The 17,664-nt window shown below is 57.2% G+C and carries 16 protein-coding genes; 4 read left to right on the plus strand and 12 right to left on the minus strand.

The window, feature by feature from the left end; translation table 11 throughout:
• Positions 1-15: 15 nt before the first annotated feature.
• Together ribD and nrdR are read right to left on the minus strand one after the other, a co-directional pair.
• Positions 16-1,119, minus strand: a complete 1,104-nt coding sequence (gene ribD, locus ACOTX4_RS06155) for a bifunctional diaminohydroxyphosphoribosylaminopyrimidine deaminase/5-amino-6-(5-phosphoribosylamino)uracil reductase RibD (RefSeq protein WP_022650459.1) — start codon at positions 1,117-1,119, stop codon at positions 16-18.
• Positions 1,120-1,123: 4 nt separating this feature from the next.
• Positions 1,124-1,573 (minus strand): transcriptional regulator NrdR, encoded by a 450-nt coding sequence (nrdR, locus tag ACOTX4_RS06160; protein ID WP_003859099.1) that lies wholly within the window; start codon positions 1,571-1,573, stop codon positions 1,124-1,126.
• Positions 1,574-1,725: 152 nt separating this feature from the next.
• Here nrdR and ACOTX4_RS06165 point away from each other — a divergent pair, with 152 nt between their 5' ends.
• Both ACOTX4_RS06165 and ACOTX4_RS06170 read left to right on the plus strand, forming a co-directional pair.
• A complete protein-coding gene (locus tag ACOTX4_RS06165; RefSeq protein ID WP_003859100.1) occupies positions 1,726-2,265 on the plus strand; it encodes a DUF3251 domain-containing protein in 540 nt (179 codons plus the stop codon).
• Positions 2,266-2,533: 268 nt separating this feature from the next.
• The gene (locus ACOTX4_RS06170) at positions 2,534-3,418 is read left to right on the plus strand and encodes a nucleoside-specific channel-forming protein Tsx (RefSeq protein ID WP_032610182.1); all 885 of its coding nucleotides are present in this window, start codon (positions 2,534-2,536) and stop codon (positions 3,416-3,418) included.
• Positions 3,419-3,536: 118 nt separating this feature from the next.
• Here ACOTX4_RS06170 and ACOTX4_RS06175 read toward each other — a convergent pair whose 3' ends face one another.
• The 7 genes from ACOTX4_RS06175 to queA form a co-directional block, all read right to left on the minus strand.
• Positions 3,537-4,217 carry a helix-turn-helix transcriptional regulator gene (locus tag ACOTX4_RS06175; protein ID WP_022650457.1) on the minus strand — a complete coding sequence of 227 codons (681 nt, stop codon included), beginning with the start codon at positions 4,215-4,217 and terminating at the stop codon, positions 3,537-3,539.
• A gap of 10 nt (positions 4,218-4,227) precedes the next feature.
• Complete coding sequence (locus ACOTX4_RS06180) at positions 4,228-4,593, minus strand: VOC family protein (protein WP_023315514.1); 366 nt, start codon at positions 4,591-4,593, stop codon at positions 4,228-4,230.
• 138 nt (positions 4,594-4,731) lie between these two features.
• Positions 4,732-5,703: a protein translocase subunit SecF gene (secF, locus tag ACOTX4_RS06185; protein WP_003859105.1), complete on the minus strand. Its 972-nt coding sequence runs from the start codon at positions 5,701-5,703 to the stop codon at positions 4,732-4,734.
• A 10-nt stretch (positions 5,704-5,713) separates the two neighbouring features.
• Entirely contained in the window at positions 5,714-7,561 is a 1,848-nt protein-coding gene (secD, locus tag ACOTX4_RS06190; RefSeq protein ID WP_003859106.1) for a protein translocase subunit SecD, read from the minus strand.
• 27 nt (positions 7,562-7,588) lie between these two features.
• The gene (yajC, locus tag ACOTX4_RS06195) at positions 7,589-7,921 is read right to left on the minus strand and encodes a preprotein translocase subunit YajC (RefSeq protein ID WP_003859109.1); all 333 of its coding nucleotides are present in this window, start codon (positions 7,919-7,921) and stop codon (positions 7,589-7,591) included.
• Positions 7,922-7,943: 22 nt separating this feature from the next.
• Positions 7,944-9,071, minus strand: coding sequence for a tRNA guanosine(34) transglycosylase Tgt (gene tgt, locus ACOTX4_RS06200; protein ID WP_003859110.1), 1,128 nt, complete (start codon positions 9,069-9,071; stop codon positions 7,944-7,946).
• 53 nt (positions 9,072-9,124) lie between these two features.
• Positions 9,125-10,195 (minus strand): tRNA preQ1(34) S-adenosylmethionine ribosyltransferase-isomerase QueA, encoded by a 1,071-nt coding sequence (gene queA, locus ACOTX4_RS06205; protein WP_003859111.1) that lies wholly within the window; start codon positions 10,193-10,195, stop codon positions 9,125-9,127.
• 92 nt (positions 10,196-10,287) lie between these two features.
• Between queA and acpH the strand changes: the two genes are divergently transcribed.
• Positions 10,288-10,869 carry an ACP phosphodiesterase gene (gene acpH, locus ACOTX4_RS06210; RefSeq protein WP_022650455.1) on the plus strand — a complete coding sequence of 194 codons (582 nt, stop codon included), beginning with the start codon at positions 10,288-10,290 and terminating at the stop codon, positions 10,867-10,869.
• A gap of 127 nt (positions 10,870-10,996) precedes the next feature.
• On the plus strand, positions 10,997-11,599 hold the full coding sequence (locus ACOTX4_RS06215; RefSeq protein ID WP_045330264.1) for a peroxiredoxin C: 603 nt from the start codon (positions 10,997-10,999) through the stop codon (positions 11,597-11,599).
• A gap of 48 nt (positions 11,600-11,647) precedes the next feature.
• On the opposite strand, the gene ACOTX4_RS06220 is transcribed toward ACOTX4_RS06215, so the two are convergent.
• The 3 genes from ACOTX4_RS06220 to malZ all read right to left on the minus strand — a co-directional run bounded on the left by ACOTX4_RS06220 (position 11,648) and on the right by malZ (position 17,542).
• Complete coding sequence (locus ACOTX4_RS06220; protein WP_045330266.1) at positions 11,648-13,027, minus strand: DUF3999 domain-containing protein; 1,380 nt, start codon at positions 13,025-13,027, stop codon at positions 11,648-11,650.
• Positions 13,024-15,633, minus strand: coding sequence for a DUF2339 domain-containing protein (locus ACOTX4_RS06225; protein WP_045330269.1), 2,610 nt, complete (start codon positions 15,631-15,633; stop codon positions 13,024-13,026). The genes ACOTX4_RS06220 and ACOTX4_RS06225 overlap by 4 nt, the downstream gene beginning before the upstream one ends.
• 91 nt (positions 15,634-15,724) lie before the next feature.
• A complete protein-coding gene (malZ, locus tag ACOTX4_RS06230) occupies positions 15,725-17,542 on the minus strand; it encodes a maltodextrin glucosidase (RefSeq protein WP_023315506.1) in 1,818 nt (605 codons plus the stop codon).
• Positions 17,543-17,664: the final 122 nt, after the last annotated feature.

The following is a 17,664-nucleotide window of genomic DNA, read 5'->3' on the forward strand; positions in this document are numbered from 1 at the left end:
CTATTTCAGGAGCAATTACGCTGTCGTTAAATGGAGGCAGACATCCGGGCCTACCGGACGAATCTCACTGAATGAGAGTTGCGGCGCATCGGCCAGTTTTTCAAGGCCGGGCAGCACAAACAGGCCGCGCGCGTCGTTACCTAACAGTTTAGGCGCAACGTAGACGAGAAGCTCATCCACCAGCCCCGCCTGAAGCAGTGCGCCGGCGAGCGTCGGACCGGCTTCAACCCAGATACTGTTGACCTGCTGTTTGCCGAGCAACATCATCAGCACCACCAGATCCAGATGCCCGTTATGTTCCGGCACCGTAATGCTGCGCACGCCTTGCGGCCATTCGCGCGTATCTTCTTTGGTGCGTGCAATCCAGGTTTCCCCCGGCTGCTGCACGATGCGGTGCTCCGGCGTCACGCGGTTCTGGCTATCAATAATAATGCGCAGCGGCTGACGCAGGTTCTCCTGCGGATAGAGCGCCTGCGTATCTGCATTCAGCTCTTCCCAGCGTACGGTCATGGCCGGATCGTCAGCCAGTACCGTTTCACTGCTGGTGAGAATAGCATGGCTTTGCGCGCGCAGACGTTGCACATCGCGCCTTGCCTGTGGCGAGGTGATCCACTGGCTCTCGCCGTTCGCCATCGCCGTGCGGCCATCCAGTGACGCGCCAAGCTTAAGCTGGATAAACGGGAAGCCGGTGCGCATACGCTTCAGGAAGCCTTTATTCAGGGCTTCCGCATCCTGCATCATCAGGCCGTGGCTGACGTCGATTCCTTCCTGTTGCAGACGATACAGTCCGCGGCCCGCTACCTGCGGGTTAGGATCCTGCATGGCGGCGACAACGCGCGAGACGCCCGCCGCAATCAGCGCTTCACAGCACGGCGGCGTACGCCCATGGTGGCTGCATGGCTCCAGCGTCACATAGGCCGTCGCGCCACGCGCTTTCTCCCCCGCCATGCGCAAGGCATGCACTTCAGCATGCGGCTCGCCTGCGCGATAGTGAAAACCTTCCCCCACGATCTCACCATCTTTAACAATGACGCACCCGACATTGGGGTTAGGGTGAGTGGTAAACCGACCGCGCTGCGCCAGCTTCATGGCTCGCGCCATGTACATCTCGTCGTGCATGGTCTTAATCCTGTAAGCGGGCGATCTCTTCGCCAAACTCTTTGATGTCTTCGAAGCTGCGGTAAACGGAGGCAAAGCGGATATAGGCGACTTTATCGAGCTTTTTCAGCTGTTCCATCACCAGATTGCCGATCATTTTGCTCGGCACTTCGCGCTCACCTAACCCCCGCAGATAAGATTTAATGTGGTTTAACGCCATTTCGACGTCATCGGAGCTGACGGGCCGTTTTTCCAGCGCCTTGAGCATCCCGCTACGCAGTTTTTCTTCATTGAACGGTTCGCGCACATCGTTACTTTTTACCACGCGCGGCATTACCAGCTCTGCCACCTCGAAGGTGGTAAAACGCTCGTTGCACACCAGACACTGCCGACGACGACGCACGGAAGACCCTTCGCCTACAAGACGTGAGTCGATGACTTTGGTATCCACAGCGGAGCAAAATGGGCAATGCATACGATGTCCCTGTTATCTGGTTAACTGATTTCTATTTTACCCTGAACTGGCCCGACAACAAAGGAAGAGCTTTTTGAGACAAAGGATCTATGCCTGACGGCACTATCCTGTCTACCATTGCAGCAATCTGTGATTTCAAGGAATTAAACGCAATGACAAGACGTTACCTGAAAATAGTGCTGGTGGGGAGCCTGTTCACGCTCAGCGCCTGCGCACAGCAAAGCGAAGTCCGCGAGATGAAACAAAGCGTGAATACGCTTAACGTGGCGATGGACAAACTTAATAAAGAAACCGTGAAGATCACCCAGCAGAACGCGCTAAATGCCAAATCCAGCAATGGCGTTTATTTATTGCCAGGTGCAAACACGCCCGCGCGTCTGAACAGCCAGATTGGCACGCTAAAGATGTCTCTGGTGAATGTTGCAGCGAATGCCGATGGTACTCGCGCAACATTACGCATTCAGGGTGAGTCCAACGATCCGCTGCCCGCGTTCAGCGGCACCGTAGAGTGGGGCCAGATTCAGGGCACCACGGAGAGCTATCAGGAGGTGAACGTGAAGAATCAGCTCTTCACCGCCCCCGCCAGCACGCTGGCGCCGAGCGATGTTGACATTCCGCTCCAGCTGAGCGGACTGACGCCAGAACAGCTGGGCTTTATCCGTATTCACGACATTCAACCCGCCGCGCAATAACCCGCCCTTTTAGCGGAGTGAAATGTCACTCCGCTAACATTTACATTTCGTATGGATTGGCAACATAAATGATTGCCGCTACAATCGCGCCCGTCTAAAGTACGCAAACGTGAACGCAATCGATTACGTATGTGAGAGATATGTGAAACAACACATATTTTTGTGAGCAAGGATTCCTATAATAGGCTCCGCAGAAACACGAAATATTTAGAAACGCAATTCGCGCATTTTTCACTCCCGGAAGGGAATTTCAATCAGTGGCATGATTATGAAAAAAACATTACTCGCAGCCGGTGCAGTTCTGGCACTGTCCTCCTCTTTCACTGTTAACGCAGCGGAAAACGACAAACCACAATACCTCTCCGACTGGTGGCACCAGAGCGTTAACGTGGTAGGCAGCTACCATACCCGTTTCGGACCGCAGATCCGTAACGATACTTACCTCGAGTACGAAGCATTCGCAAAAAAAGACTGGTTTGATTTCTATGGCTACATGGACGCACCGGTATTCTTCGGCGGTAACACCGACGCGAAAGGTATCTGGAACCACGGTTCCCCACTGTTCATGGAGATCGAACCACGCTTCTCCATTGATAAACTGACTGGTACCAGCCTGGCGTTTGGTCCGTTCAAAGAGTGGTATTTCGCAAACAACTACATCTACGACATGGGCCGCAACAAGTCCGGTCGCCAGAGCACCTGGTATATGGGTCTGGGTACAGACATTGAGACTGGCCTGCCGATGAGCCTGTCCATGAACGTCTACGCAAAATACCAGTGGCAGAACTACGGCGCTGCGAACGAGAACGAGTGGGATGGCTACCGTTTCAAAGTGAAATACTTTGTGCCAATTACCCAACTGTGGGGCGGCAACCTGAGCTATATCGGCTTCACCAACTTTGACTGGGGTTCAGACCTGGGCGATAACGATTTCCGCGACCTGAACGGCAGAAAAGCGCGCACTAACGACTCCATCGCGTCCAGCCACATCCTGGCGCTGAACTACGATCACTGGCACTACTCTGTTGTTGCGCGTTACTGGCACAACGGTGGTCAGTGGAACGACGACGCCAGCCTGAACTTCGGCAACGGCGACTTCAGCGTTCGTTCTACCGGTTGGGGCGGTTACCTGGTCGTGGGTTACAACTTCTAATCAGTGCGGGATTGTGCGGGCTGGTGCCCTCACCCCTTCCCTCTCCCACGGGAGAGGGCGCAAACACAAAAAACGGCAACATCGTTGCCGTTTTGCTTTTACCTCGCCACCCGGCTTTTTACTGCTTCACCTTGCGCAAAAAATCCGCCAGCGACCTGTCCGCGCTTTCGCTAAAGTGTCTTTCCGTCAGCGTAATATGCAAACACCGGTCGAGACGGAAGCAGCGATAGTCATCGCGCCGTTCACACCACGCGGCCAGCAGCCAGTGCTCACCCCAGAAGAACAGCCCCAGCGGCTGAACCTCACGCCAGGTTAACTGCCCGGCTTCATCGCGATAGTGCAGCGCCAGCACACGCAGGGCAGAAATTGCCTGGTGGATCACGTCGAAACCACTACGGGAGTGTGGCTGAAGGGCAATATCCGGCGCGTAAATTCGCGTCTGTTCAGCTTTGCGGCGGCTCTCTTCTGGCAGGATCGCCAGCACTTTTTCCTGGGCCGACTCCAGCTCGCGCGACAGCGATTCCCCGCCCCAGGTTTTGAGCAGACGGATCGCCACCATCAGCGCCTCGGACTCCTTGTTGGTCAGCATCAACGGGGGTAAATCAAAACCCGACATTAGCCGATATCCGCTTCCCGCCTCGCCTTCCACCGGCACGCCGGAAAGCGACAGGTCGCGGATATCGCGGTACACCGTGCGCTCGGACACGCCAAGCCTTTCCGCCAGATGCGCTGCCGTTGTCAGACGCCTGCCCCGCAGGATCTGCACAATCTGGAACAAACGGTCAGCGCGTCGGGTCATCGGTTTACTCTCATACCGGTTGATGGAGGCCGACGCGATTACCTTCGCTGTCGGTAAACAGGGCTATAGTGCCAATGCCTTGCGGCAGTTCCAGCGGGCCAAACACGCACTCACCGCCCGCAGAAGCAATACGATCGAGCGTGGCCGCCAGATTGTCAGTATGCAGGTAAATAATAGCGCCCTGCGAAGAGGGTGTAACGCCGTCAAATTTCGCCAGCGCGCCGCCGGTGGCCGGATCCTCGTGCGGGAAAACCGCCAGCTCAGCCACGTCCATCTTCTCGCGCCGCAGCGCGACCTGCATCACCGACTCATAAAATTTGATGGCGCGATCCATATCGGCGACCGGAATTTCAAACCAGTTAATAACACTTTTCATACGTCCTCCTGCCTGTTGTTAGGGTTCAGAAGGAGTCTACGACAGGGCTCCTGACAGCATACTGTCAGGAGTGTTTGTGAGATGCAGACAAAAAAAATCCCGGCCAGCAGGCCGGGATTTCGATACCGCATAAGACGCTTACGGCAGAATGGACGGCTGATCCGCCCCTTCTTTCTCGACTTTCTGCTGGATCAGATGCTCGCGCTTCATGCCCAGCTTCAGCGCCAGCGCGGACGCGACGTAGATAGACGAGGCCGTACCGATAGACACACCGATCAGCATGGTCAGCGAGAAGCCTTCCAGCACCGGGCCACCGAACAGGAACAGCATCAGGATCACCATCAGGGTGGTGCCGGAGGTGATCAACGTACGGTGCAGCGTCTGGGTCAACGACACGTTAAAGATTTCGTACGGCGTGCCGCGACGGATCTTACGGAAGTTTTCACGAATACGGTCAGATACCACGATACTGTCGTTCAGTGAGTAACCGATAACGGACATCAGGGATGCCACAATCGTCAGGTCAATCTCAATGTGGAAGAGGGACAGTATGCCCATGGTGATCACCACGTCGTGCGCCAGGGCGATAACCACGCCTGCCGCCAGTCGCCACTCAAAGCGGAAACCGACGTAAATCAGGATCGAGATCAGCGCCACAAGCAGCGCCATCGCACCGGTCTGCGCCAGGTCAGCACCAACGCTCGGGCCGACAAACTCAATACGCTTAACCGTTGCGTCCTGGCTGGTCGTTTCGTTAATAACCTGAACGACCTTGCTGCCCAACTCCTGGCTGCCGTTGGCATCGTGTACCGGCGGCATACGCACCATGATGTCGCGGCTGCTGCCGAAGTTCTGTAGCAGCGGCTCTTCAAAGCCCGCTTTTTGCAGAGACTCACGCATCTGGTCCATATCGACCGGTTTTTCCAGGGTAATTTCGATCACCGTACCACCGGTGAAATCCAGGCCCCAGTTAAAGCCTTTCACGCCCATAATGACGATGGACAAGATCAGCAGAAAACCTGAAATGCCGAAGGCCCAGTAGTCCCAGCGCATAAAGTCCCAGACTTTACGGCCGTGGTTCAATTGTTCAACAGTATATTCCTGTGCCACAACGCACTCCTCAGATAGACAGCTTTTTGACGCGCTTGCCGCCGTACAGCAGGTTCACGATGGCACGGGTGCCGACAATAGCGGTAAACATCGACGTTGCGACACCGATACCGGTAGTAATCGCAAAGCCTTTGATCGCGCCAGTACCCACTGCATACAGGATAAGAACCTTAATCAGTGTTGTTACGTTCGCATCGAAGATGGAGCTGAACGCCCCTTTGTAGCCTTCTTCAATCGCCTGCTGTACAGAACGACCGTTGCTCAGCTCTTCTTTGATACGTTCGTTTATCAGTACGTTGGCGTCGACCGCCACCGCAAGGGTTAGAACGATACCCGCGATACCTGGCATGGTTAGCGTCGCCCCTGGCAGCAGGGACATGATACCGATGATCAGCACCAGGTTGGCAATCAGCGCGGAGGTCGCAATCAGGCCGAACTTCTTATAGAAGAAGATCATGAAGATGATGGACACCGCCAGACCGGCCAGACACGCTTCCAGACCCTGTTTGATGTTCTGCATACCCAGGGTTGGACCGATGGTACGTTCTTCAACAATCTGAATTGGCGCAATCAGCGCACCGGCACGCAGCAGCAGAGAGAGCTGACGCGCTTCGTTCGGGTTGCTGATACCGGTAATACGGAAGCTGTTACCCAGACGAGACTGGATGTTGGCGATGTTAATCACCTCTTCCTCTTTCACCAGCACGGCACGGCCATTGGCGTCTTTCTTACCGCTGTCTTTGTACTCCACGAACAGGGTCGCCATCGGCTTGCCGATGTTGTCCTTGGTGAAGTTAGACATAATGTTGCCACCTGCGCTATCCAGCGAGATGTTAACCTGCGGCTGGTTGTACTCATCCTGGCTTGAAGTGGAGTCGGTGATATGGTCACCGGTCAGGATCACGCGTTTGTACAGCACAACCGGCTGGCCTTCGCGGGTCTGCTTCACTTCGGAATCGCCCGGCACACGGCCTGAAGCCGCAGCAGCCTGGTCAACGTTGGAGTTAACCAGACGGAACTCCAGGGTCGCCGTCGCGCCCAGAATCTCTTTCGCACGGGCGGTATCCTGGATACCCGGCAGTTCGACCACGATACGGTCAGCACCCTGACGCTGTACCAGTGGCTCAGCCACGCCCAGCTGGTTTACACGGTTACGCAGAATGTTAATGTTCTGCTGAACGGCGTATTCACGTGCTTCACTCAGACGCGCGTCGGTCATTACCGCACGCAGCTGATTGCTGCCCTGAGAGGTGATCACCAGATCGCGGTGACGCTGAGACAGATAGGTCACAGCCTGATCGCGTGCCGCGCTGTCGCGGAACGTGATGCTCATGCCGTAGTTATCTTCTTTACGTACGGTGGTGTACGGAATGCCCTTATCGCGCAGATCGCTGCGCAGGCTGTCGATATTCTGTTCCTGTAGCTTGCCGAGCGCGGTATCCATATCCACTTCCATCAGGAAGTGAACGCCGCCACGCAGGTCAAGACCCAGTTTCATTGGCTCTGCGTTCAGCGCAGCCAGCCAGCGTGGGGTTGCAGGAGCAAGGTTAAGCGCCACGACATATTTATCACCCAGCACGCCCATCAGCGCTTCACGTGCGCGGAGCTGCGTGTCGGTGGTGTCGAAGCGAGCAAGAATTGCGCCCTCTTCCAGTGCCACAGACTTAGCGGTAATTTTTTCTTCTTGTAACGTTTTCTGGACCTGGATCAGCGTTTGCTCACTGGCGGCGACACCGCGCGCGCCAGTGATTTGAACGGCCGGATCCTCACCATACAGGTTGGGAAGCGCGTACAGCAGGCCGACGATAATCACGACGACCAGCATGATGTACTTCCACAAAGGATAACGGTTTAACACGGCAGTTCCCTTTGGGAAAAGTTGGGATTACAGCGCCTTCATGGTGCCTTTCGGCAGAACGGCAGCTACGAAGTCACGTTTGATAACCACTTCAGTGGTGTCGTTGAGGGCGATAGCAATGTAGCCGTTTTCCGCTACTTTGGTTACGCGACCCACCAGGCCACCATTGGTCAGGACTTCATCGCCCTTCGCGATGGAGTTCATCAGGTTTTTGTGCTCTTTAGTACGCTTCTGCTGTGGACGCAGGATCATGAAGTAGAAGATCAGACCGAACACAACCAGCATCAGAATCAGAGACATCGGGCTGCCCTGCGCTGGTGCACCCGTTGCTGCTACCGCATCAGAAATAAAAAAGCTCATTCAAATTCCCTCATTATTAAAATTAATCAACGTTCAACGGTGGAACATCCCGCCCCTGACGTTGGTAGAAATCGGTCACGAAGCTCTCTAATTTACCCTCTTCGATAGCCTTACGTAAACCAGCCATTAAGCGCTGATAATAACGAAGATTATGAATGGTATTGAGACGCGCCCCCAAAATCTCGTTGCAACGATCGAGATGATGCAGGTACGCGCGAGAATAATTGCGACAGGTATAGCAATCGCACTCGGAATCGAGCGGGCTGGTGTCACTCTTATGCTTCGCGTTTCGGATTTTCACCACGCCATCGGTAACGAACAGATGACCGTTACGCGCGTTTCGGGTTGGCATAACGCAGTCGAACATATCAATGCCGCGACGTACGCCTTCCACCAGATCTTCTGGTTTACCCACACCCATCAGGTATCGTGGTTTATCCGCCGGGATTTGCGGGCAGACATGCTCCAGAATGCGGTGCATATCTTCCTTCGGCTCACCCACAGCCAAACCGCCGACAGCGTAGCCATCAAAGCCTATCTCTACCAGACCTTTAACCGAGATATCGCGTAAATCTTCGTAAACGCTACCCTGGATAATGCCGAACAGCGCATTTTTGTTTTGCAGGGAGTCAAAACGGTCGCGGCTACGCTTCGCCCAACGCAGGGACATCTCCATAGAACGCTTGGCGTAGTCCCAGTCCGCCGGGTATGGCGTACATTCGTCGAAGATCATTACGATATCGGAGCCGAGATCGTACTGAATCTCCATGGATTTTTCTGGATCGAGGAAGATTGGATCGCCGTTGATCGGGTTACGGAAGTGTACGCCCTGCTCAGTGATCTTACGGATATCGCCCAGGCTGAAGACCTGGAAACCGCCGGAGTCGGTGAGGATGGGGCCTTTCCACTGCATGAAGTCGTGCAGATCGCCGTGGAGCTTCATGATCTCCTGGCCTGGACGCAGCCACAGGTGGAAGGTGTTGCCGAGGATAATCTGTGCGCCAGTGGCTTCAACTTCTTCCGGCGTCATTCCTTTTACGGTGCCGTACGTGCCCACAGGCATAAACGCGGGGGTTTCTACCACGCCGCGATCAAACACCAGACGACCGCGACGCGCGCGACCATCGGTGGTATCGAGTTCAAATTTCATTTTTTCTCCGACGTCAGAAAAACAGTCCAACGTTGTAACACAGTGCCGCGGACTTATTCCCCGACACGCTCATTCAAAGCCTGCGGATTGTACGTGATAAACATCGCGTCACCGTAGCTAAAAAAGCGATATTTTTGTTCTACCGCAGACTTGTAGGCGTTCATCGTATGCTGATACCCCGCAAACGCGGAAACCAGCATAATCAGCGTCGATTCAGGCAGATGGAAGTTGGTCACCAGCGCATCAATGACTTTGTACTGATAGCCCGGGTAGATAAAAATCTGCGTATCGCCAAAGAACGGTTCAATCAGCTCGCTTTTCGCGGCCTGCGCGGCGCTCTCAAGGGAACGTACCGACGTTGTACCGACGGCCACGACGCGGCTTCCGCGCGCTTTCGCCGCCAGCACCGCATCCACCACCTCCTGCGGCACTTCGGCGTACTCAGAGTGCATGATGTGATCTTCGATGCTGTCCACGCGTACCGGCTGGAACGTCCCCGCACCGACGTGCAGCGTCACGAAGGCCATCTCAACGCCCTTGGCGCGCAGCTTTTCCAGCAGCGGTTCATCAAAGTGCAGGCCCGCCGTTGGCGCCGCCACCGCACCCGGCTTCTGGCTGTAGACGGTCTGATATAGCTCGCGGTCGGCCTCTTCGTCCGGGCGTTCAATGTACGGCGGCAGCGGCATGTGGCCGATGGCGTTGAGGATATCAAGCACCGTGCGTTCGTCGTTGAACTCCACCTCGAACAGCGCGTCGTGACGCGCGGTCATGGTCGCTTTGATGCTCTCGTCATCCCCCAGCAGCAGCTCCGCGCCCGGCTTAGGCGCTTTGGAGGCGCGAATATGTGCCAGAATACGTTTATCATCGAGCATACGTTCGACCAGCACCTCAATCTTGCCGCCGCTGGCTTTACGGCCAAACAGACGCGCCGGGATCACGCGGGTATTATTAAAGACCAGCAGATCGCCAGGGTTGAGCTTGTCGAGCAGATCGGTGAAAGTACCGTGCGTCAGCGCGCCCGTTGGCCCGTCCAGTGACAGCAAGCGACAGCTGCTACGCTCAGGCATGGGGTAGTGAGCAATCAGGGATTCAGGTAGTTCAAAGGAGAAATCGGCGACGCGCATGACGTATACTCGTGACTTAAAAACAGGCGGCATAGTCTAGTGCTCACACCCTTTTGCTGCAACAACTAGCCGCCACCGGACAACGAAAACGCATGAATTTTCTCGCTCACCTGCATCTCGCTCACCTCGCGGACAGCTCCCTCTCCGGCAATTTGCTGGCCGATTTTGTACGCGGCAACCCGGCGGAAGCGTATTCCCCTGAGGTTGTCGACGGAATTTTTATGCACCGCCGCATCGACGTGCTGACCGATAACCTGCCGGAAGTGAGGGAAGCCAAAACCTGGTTCCGCCCCGAAACGCGACGGGTGGCGCCGATCACGCTCGACGTCATGTGGGATCATTTCCTGTCGCGCCACTGGTCGCAGCTGTCGCCTGATATGTCGCTGCCTGAGTTTGTGCGCTACGCCCACGCGCAGGTGTCGATCATTTTGCCGGACTCCCCGCCGCGCTTTGTAAATCTGAATAACTATCTCTGGTCTGAACGCTGGCTGGAGCGATACCGCGAGATGGATTTCATTCAGAACGTCCTGAACGGCATGGCGAGCCGTCGACCGCGTCTGGACGCGCTGCGCGACTCATGGCATGACCTGGATGAACATTACGATGCGCTGGAAACCCGCTTCTGGCAGTTCTACCCGCGTATGATGACGCAGGCGAAAAATAAAGAACTGTGATGCCGGTATGATTGATAGGTAAAAGCTGGTGGAACGATTGTTACCACCTCTTTGTCTTATTCCCGTACTGCCTCTATACTGGCCCGCGTTGCGTTCCAAATAACCTTAGTATCTACAGGAGAATCATATGGTTCTGGTAACTCGTCCGGCTCCGGATTTTACAGCTGCCGCTGTTCTGGGCAATGGTGAAATCGTTGAAAACTTCAACTTCAAACAGCATACCAACGGTAAAGCGACCGTTCTGTTCTTCTGGCCAATGGACTTCACTTTCGTTTGCCCGTCTGAGCTGATCGCGTTCGACAAACGTTACGCAGAATTCCAGAAGCGTGGCGTGGAAGTGGTTGGCGTCTCCTTCGACTCTGAATTTGTACACAACGCATGGCGTAACACCCCTGTCGAAAACGGCGGCATCGGTGCGGTGAAATACGCGATGGTTGCGGACATCAAACGCGAAATCCAGCAGGCTTACGGTATCGAACATCCGGACGCTGGCGTTGCACTGCGTGGTTCTTTCCTGATCGATGCAAACGGCATCGTTCGTCACCAGGTTGTGAACGATCTGCCGCTGGGTCGTAACATCGACGAAATGCTGCGCATGGTTGACGCGCTCCAGTTCCACGAAGAGCACGGTGAAGTGTGCCCGGCGCAGTGGGAAAAAGGTAAAGAAGGTATGGCGGCTTCCCCAGACGGCGTAGCTAAATACCTGTCTGAGAACGTATCCAGCCTGTAATCGACACGGTTTACGAAAAACCCGCGAATACGCGGGTTTTTTTATGGCTTATGCTGCGCCGTCTTTTTTTACCTCGCGCCAGATGCGCCATGCCATACCCGCAAGCACCATCACCCCCGCAATCAGTACGCCCCAGACCATCAGCGTTTTCATTCTGCTTTCCTGCTCAGCCGCAGACGTCGCGGTTAAACGCGCCTCGCCCCCCAGCGGGACAGGTTCCAGCGTATCCGCCATCGGCAGGGCTGCCAGATCGTAGGTTTTACGCAGTTCGGTCGGGATCAGCATATCCGTCTCCACGCTCGCCGGTTTCGCAGCCCCGTTCCCCCACGCGAGCAGGTACGGCCCCTTCCCCTGCGCGTTAAACACCAGATCGTAGCGCACGCGCTGCCCTATCACGCCCGGCAGGTTCTCAGGCAAACGCGCATTGAGGGTCTTGATTTTTACCGCCTCGACCAGCCCGCCAGGGAGCGGAACAGGTTCAGCCGTTTTGCCGCCGAGCTGGTAGATCACCTCTTTTTTCAGCGTATGCCATCGATCCTTGTCCGCCCCCCGCCAGGCTATTTCTGCCGGGAGAACGCCGTCGCCATTCAGCATGAAGGCGATCGCACTCAGAGGCTGCGGATGTTTCCAGCGCCACACGGCTTCGCTTTCGGATAACCGCTCCCCCTCTCCCGCCAGGCTAATGTGCTCTGATTCCGGCGGCGCAGGCGCGTTAATCGCGTTGACGCCGGTTAACGTCAGGGCAGAACGTCCCGTGTTCAGCACCAGCAGCAGATAGCGATTCGCCTCAGGTGATAACACCAGATCGGTATCGATGCGGTCGAGCTTCAGGCGCTCCCGTCCACTCATCACGTCCAGCAGGGGCATCTCTTCGCGCAAGGTATACCAGTTTTTCAGATCCTCGCTGTAATAGACCGATGCCGTCCCCTGCCACGAGCCCTGCGGCGTGTCCCAGAAAAGCTGGAGCTGAGAGAGCGGAACCTCCGTCGCGTTTTCCGGCAGGGTCAGCAGATAGTGCTGTCCGGCAGCCGCAGCGTGTTGCCCTTCCAGCACAATTTCCACGCCGTTTCTGGCCCGTAGCATAATTTTATCGCCGCTGTCCTCTTCCCCGCCCGGCGAGGCGTTAAGCGCAAAAAGGCGCAGCGCCGTGGTGGTCGGTGCCGGCTGCGGACGCGTCGTAGTAACCAGGCTGAACGGTACAGGCTCGCCCGACTGATTAAACACGCGCACGTCGCGCAGATCGGGCGATGTGCTCTGCTGATAAATCGCCAGCGGCAGCATGACCCGATACCACGGCGAAGAGGCAGAGGTATCAAGGGACAGGCCGTAGGCATAATCCCGCGGGGATTCCGCTGGCGCGCCCTCGCTGAATGCCGGACCGGCCATGGCCAGCAGTGCTGCACAAACAACCGCATTCATCCATTTCATTTTTCTTCTCCTGCTTTAGGCGGTAGCGGCGAGAAATAGCCCACAATCAGGACCAGGATCGCCACGCCAATAAACGCGACGGCGCGCGCCAGGCCGCCACCGCCCGCGCTGTCCACCAGCATCAGTTTGAGCATCACCACCCCCAGCAGCGCCGCACCGCCAAGCCACTGCTGACGGGAGGCCTGACGGGTGGCGCGGATCATCACCACCAGCGCGCAGAACATCCAGAACAGGGCAAAGGTGGTCTGAATAAGCCGCGAATGCCACAGCGATTCCATGTTCCAGGCCACCTCGCCGTACCACGCCAGCGCACGCAGCAACGCGCCGTTGAGCCACCAGAAGCCAAGCGCCATCAGCACAACGGCGGGCCAAGGTCGGGACTGCGCAAGCGATGCCGGATAGTAGCGATCCACTGCCCGATAAAATACTACCAGCCCCAGCAGCGCGAACGCCGCCCCTTCCTCAAGCGGGTTCACCAGCGGCAGCCAGGTCTGTCGATAGACCACACCGTCCTGGAAATTGGTCACGACCAGCAATACCACCAGCGCCACAACCACAGGGATCGCGGCAATGCAGGCGTAGAGCGCAGGCCATACCCGGAAAGGCCACCCGCGACGCAGTACGGCCGCGGAGAGCGCCATAATCACCCCACCGCCGACAGCCATCGCAATGCCGCTTCCCCAGGCCGCCATGCCCCATGGCAGGGAGCGGGCAAACCAGTAAAGCTCGGCGGCAATGGCGAGTAAAATCATCCACAACAGCGACAGATGCAGCCCCATTGAGATGCGCGGCAGAAGTTTATCTTCGTCGCGCCGCAGCAGCATCAGGGCGGCAGGCAGCGCGATAGCCCAGGCCAGATTTGCCCAGCCGGCCGCCAGAATCTGCTGGTGCGAGACCTGATACAGCACCATCAGCAGCATCACCGGCCACAGCAGCCATTTGCTGGCATCCAGCTCCCACCATGCCAGACGAGCGGCAGCCTGCCGCCATCCCCAGGCCGACGCCGCCGTCAGCGCCAGCACGCCTGCCAGAAGCGATAACTCCTGCTTCAGGAACAACTGCGACGCGCCCAGCAACGCCACTAACCAGAACAGCAACCCACCGGCCAGCAATGCCCAGCTGCCCGGCAGCGCGATTTTCTGCCACAGCCAGGCCGCAGCCAGCCAGCAAAGACTGAGCACTGCGAAAATAAGCAGGAGGCTCAGCGTAGTGACCCCGTCCATTTGCGCCCATATCGCGCTGCCGAGCGCCAGCACCAGCAACGCCGTCCCGCTATAGCTCATGCGCCGCTGCTGCTGTTGCACGCCCAACCAAAGAATACCCAGCCCTTCCAGCGCCCAGGCCATCGCCGTCCAGCGCGCTGAAAGCGCCAGCGGAATGGCAAGCGTGGCAAACCCGCCGCCGATCGCCAGCGCCGCCATAACCAGCGGTCGTCCGATGGAGGGGTAACGCCGCAGCGCGAGAGACGCCAGCGAGAGGTAAAACGCACCATAGCCCAGCGCGCTTAGCGCCGGGCCGTACGTCCAGTGAGACGTCATGCCATACTGCATCCCAAAACCAATCAGCGGCGGAGCAAACAGCAGTACGCCGTCAATAATCTGTTTGCCTTTTTCCTGCGCCCGCAGCGACAGCGCCACGCTAAACACGCCAAAAATAAGCGTATTGGCAATCAGGAACAGCTGACAAATAACATAGTCTTCCGGCTGGTAGTCGCTCAGTCCCCACACCCCGCCAACGCCAAACGTGAAGAGCAGCCCGAGCAGGTTGAGCTCGCGCCAGTGCTGCCAGATGCTGATGACGAGAATGCCGATGGACAGCAGGAGATAGAAGGAGAATAGCGCCACAAAGCTACCGCCCCCGGTAGACAGGAGCAGCGGCGCAAGATATCCGCCGAGGCTCGCCAGCATGGCAAGGCTCAGCGCCTTTTGCAGCACGGCCAGCCCGACGCTCGCCGCGCAAATCACCACCAGCAGCGCAAACGCCAGCGTCATCGGCAGCATCTGCCACAGCCGGAATGCGCCAAAGACGGTCAGATAAAGCACGCCGGTCGCTCCGCCCTGGAGGATCAGCGCGTAGATCCGCTGCCTGTGCCGCAGCCGCCATCCAACGGCCAGCAGAACCATGGCAAACAGCGCCGTGGCGGCAAGACGCAGCTCAAGCGGAAACAGTGAATGTTCAACGGTATAGCGCAGCAGGAAAGAGAGGCCGAGGAAGAGCAGTACAATCCCCAGTTTTGCCAGCGGATTGCCCTGCATAAACCAGCGCGTCAGCGAGGACAGGATGCCGCCAAAGGCGGAAGGACGTTTTGCCGCCGGTACAGGCACAGGCTCTGCTTCAGTGACGGGCGGTTCGGGACGCCAGGGATCGACAGGTGCGTTAACGGCCTCTGACACCGGCGCTGGCGTCTTCACCGGCGCGGCGGTCTGCACCTGCTCCGGTGCTTTCTCAGCCACACTACGCTGCTCGAGCGCCTCAATGCGCTGGCGAAGCCGGGCGATCTCCTGCCGCGCCGCCGTGCTTCGGTTAAAGCCTATCACCGCGAGCACGGGTGCCACGACCAGCGCAAAAACCAGGAACAAACAGCCAAGGATGTAAAGCTCGTCCATGTTTCCACCTTCACCGTAAACGATCCGTTAAGATTGACACAAATCGTTGCATTTGCGCCATCTTAAAAGGTGAAAACCATTCTGCCTGCGCTTAGCTGCCGAACCAGACCGCAGCGGAGATCGCTGGCAGCGTGAGCACGCTCCCCTGGAACGTCGCTTTACCCTCTTTGCTCTTCCACATTTTACCAGCCAGCAGCGGTGAATCTTCCAGCACGACTTCACACGCCTCGCCCCGGTTGATCGCCACCAGCACGCGCTGCTGGTTATAGACGCGGACAAACACCACCACGTTATCGTGGGCGTACATCACCTGACAGCCCCCGTATCGCAGGGCCTGGCTCTGCTTGCGCAGCGTCGCCATGCGCTGGTAGAGGCTGAACAGATCCTGATCCTGCTTTTCAGGCTCCCACGGGAAGGTTTTACGGCAGAACGGATCGTTGTTGCCGTCCAGCCCGACTTCATCGCCATAGTAGATGCAGGGTACGCCCGGCCAGGTAAAGAGCCAGGTCACCGCCAGCGGCAGACGCGCCACATCCTTACCCAGCAACGATTTAAAGCGTGCGGTATCGTGGCTGTCGAGCTGGTTAAACATCCGCAGCTGCTGCTGATGCGACAGGCCAGCGCGATAGTTTTCCATCCACGCCATGCAGGTTTCGGCGTCAATATGCTGCGGATCGTAAGAGATATCGGTGTTAGCGAGGAAACCCCACAGCGGGAAGGTGAAGCCGCGATAGTTCATCGCCGCGTCTTCTGCATCAGCCTGCAACCACTGACGCGCGTCGCCAAAGTGCTCCCCGAAGACGAATGCTTCCGACCGGGCCGCTTTTGCCGACCGGGTAATGGCGGCGACATGCTGAAGGTTATTCCGCGCCCCGCCTGCTTCACCCAGCATATGCACCACGTCCAGCCGCCAGCCGTCCATGTTCCACGGCGCTTTCAGCCAGTGGCGCACGATGCTGTCGTCGCCGCCGTAGATCTCATTCACCAGCGATGGCGACTGGAAATCGAGCTTCGGCAGGCTCGGGTAGCCCAGCCAGTCCAGGGCGCGGCCATTCTCGTCAAAACTGTACCAGTCACGCTGCGGTGAGTCCGGATTATGGCATGCGCCGCCCATCGACTGATTGTGACGGTCAAACCACGCATGAGAATCACCGCTGTGATTGAACACGCCATCAAGGATCAGGCGCATACCCTCTTTTTGCGTGTTGTGCCGCAGCCGCAGCAGCGCTTCGTCACCGCCAAACTGCTCGTCAACGTGGCGGTAGTCCTGCGTATCGTATTTGTGCACGCTTGGCGCTTTAAACACCGGGTTCAGGTACAGCGCCGTCACGCCGAGCTTTTTCAGGTACGGCAGTTTTTCGCTGATACCGTCGAGATCGCCGCCGTAAAAGGTCGATCCCCCCGCCTGGGCGGTCAGCGGCTCGTCCCATTTTTTCAGAATGATGTCGTGACCGACCGCATGATGGTAATAAACCTTGTCCTGATCGACGGTGCGCTTTTCACTGCGCGCAAAGCGGTCCGGGAAAATCTGGTAAAAGACCTGATCGTTAACCCACTGCGGGCCGTTATCCGGGTGATCCACGGCAAACTGCTCCAGCCTGGCCGGAGGGAAACGGCTGAAACCCTGCGGGGTAAACCACAGCTGGCGGTTGTTCCACAGCAGCTTGAAGCCGTAGCGGCGACGCGGTTGCCCGCTGCGCAAATCGATATTTGCCCGCCACGCCGTGACGCCCGGCTGCGGCTGGCTGCGCACTTTGTGCATTTTCAGCGACGTTTCTTCGTTATCCACTTCGGCGCGCAGGGTCACACGTTCAGGCTGATTGTCCCCTGCCAGCCAGAGCGTAATCACAAGGTTGTCTTTGTTTTGCTTAACAAATGGGGCAACCGGAAGGTGCCAGGCGTTTAACATCACGAATCCCCTTTGATGAAATTGACGTCACCTTGCCACAGGGTGATTAAGGATAGCTCACCATGATGGGATTTATTGGGGGAGGAGGACGGGGGAGGAGGCATCAGTGCAGCCTGATGCCC

Origin of the sequence: Enterobacter cloacae complex sp. IR5459, assembly GCF_049238005.1 — a bacterium.
GTDB classification, from domain to species: Bacteria; Pseudomonadota; Gammaproteobacteria; order Enterobacterales; family Enterobacteriaceae; genus Enterobacter; species Enterobacter hormaechei_C.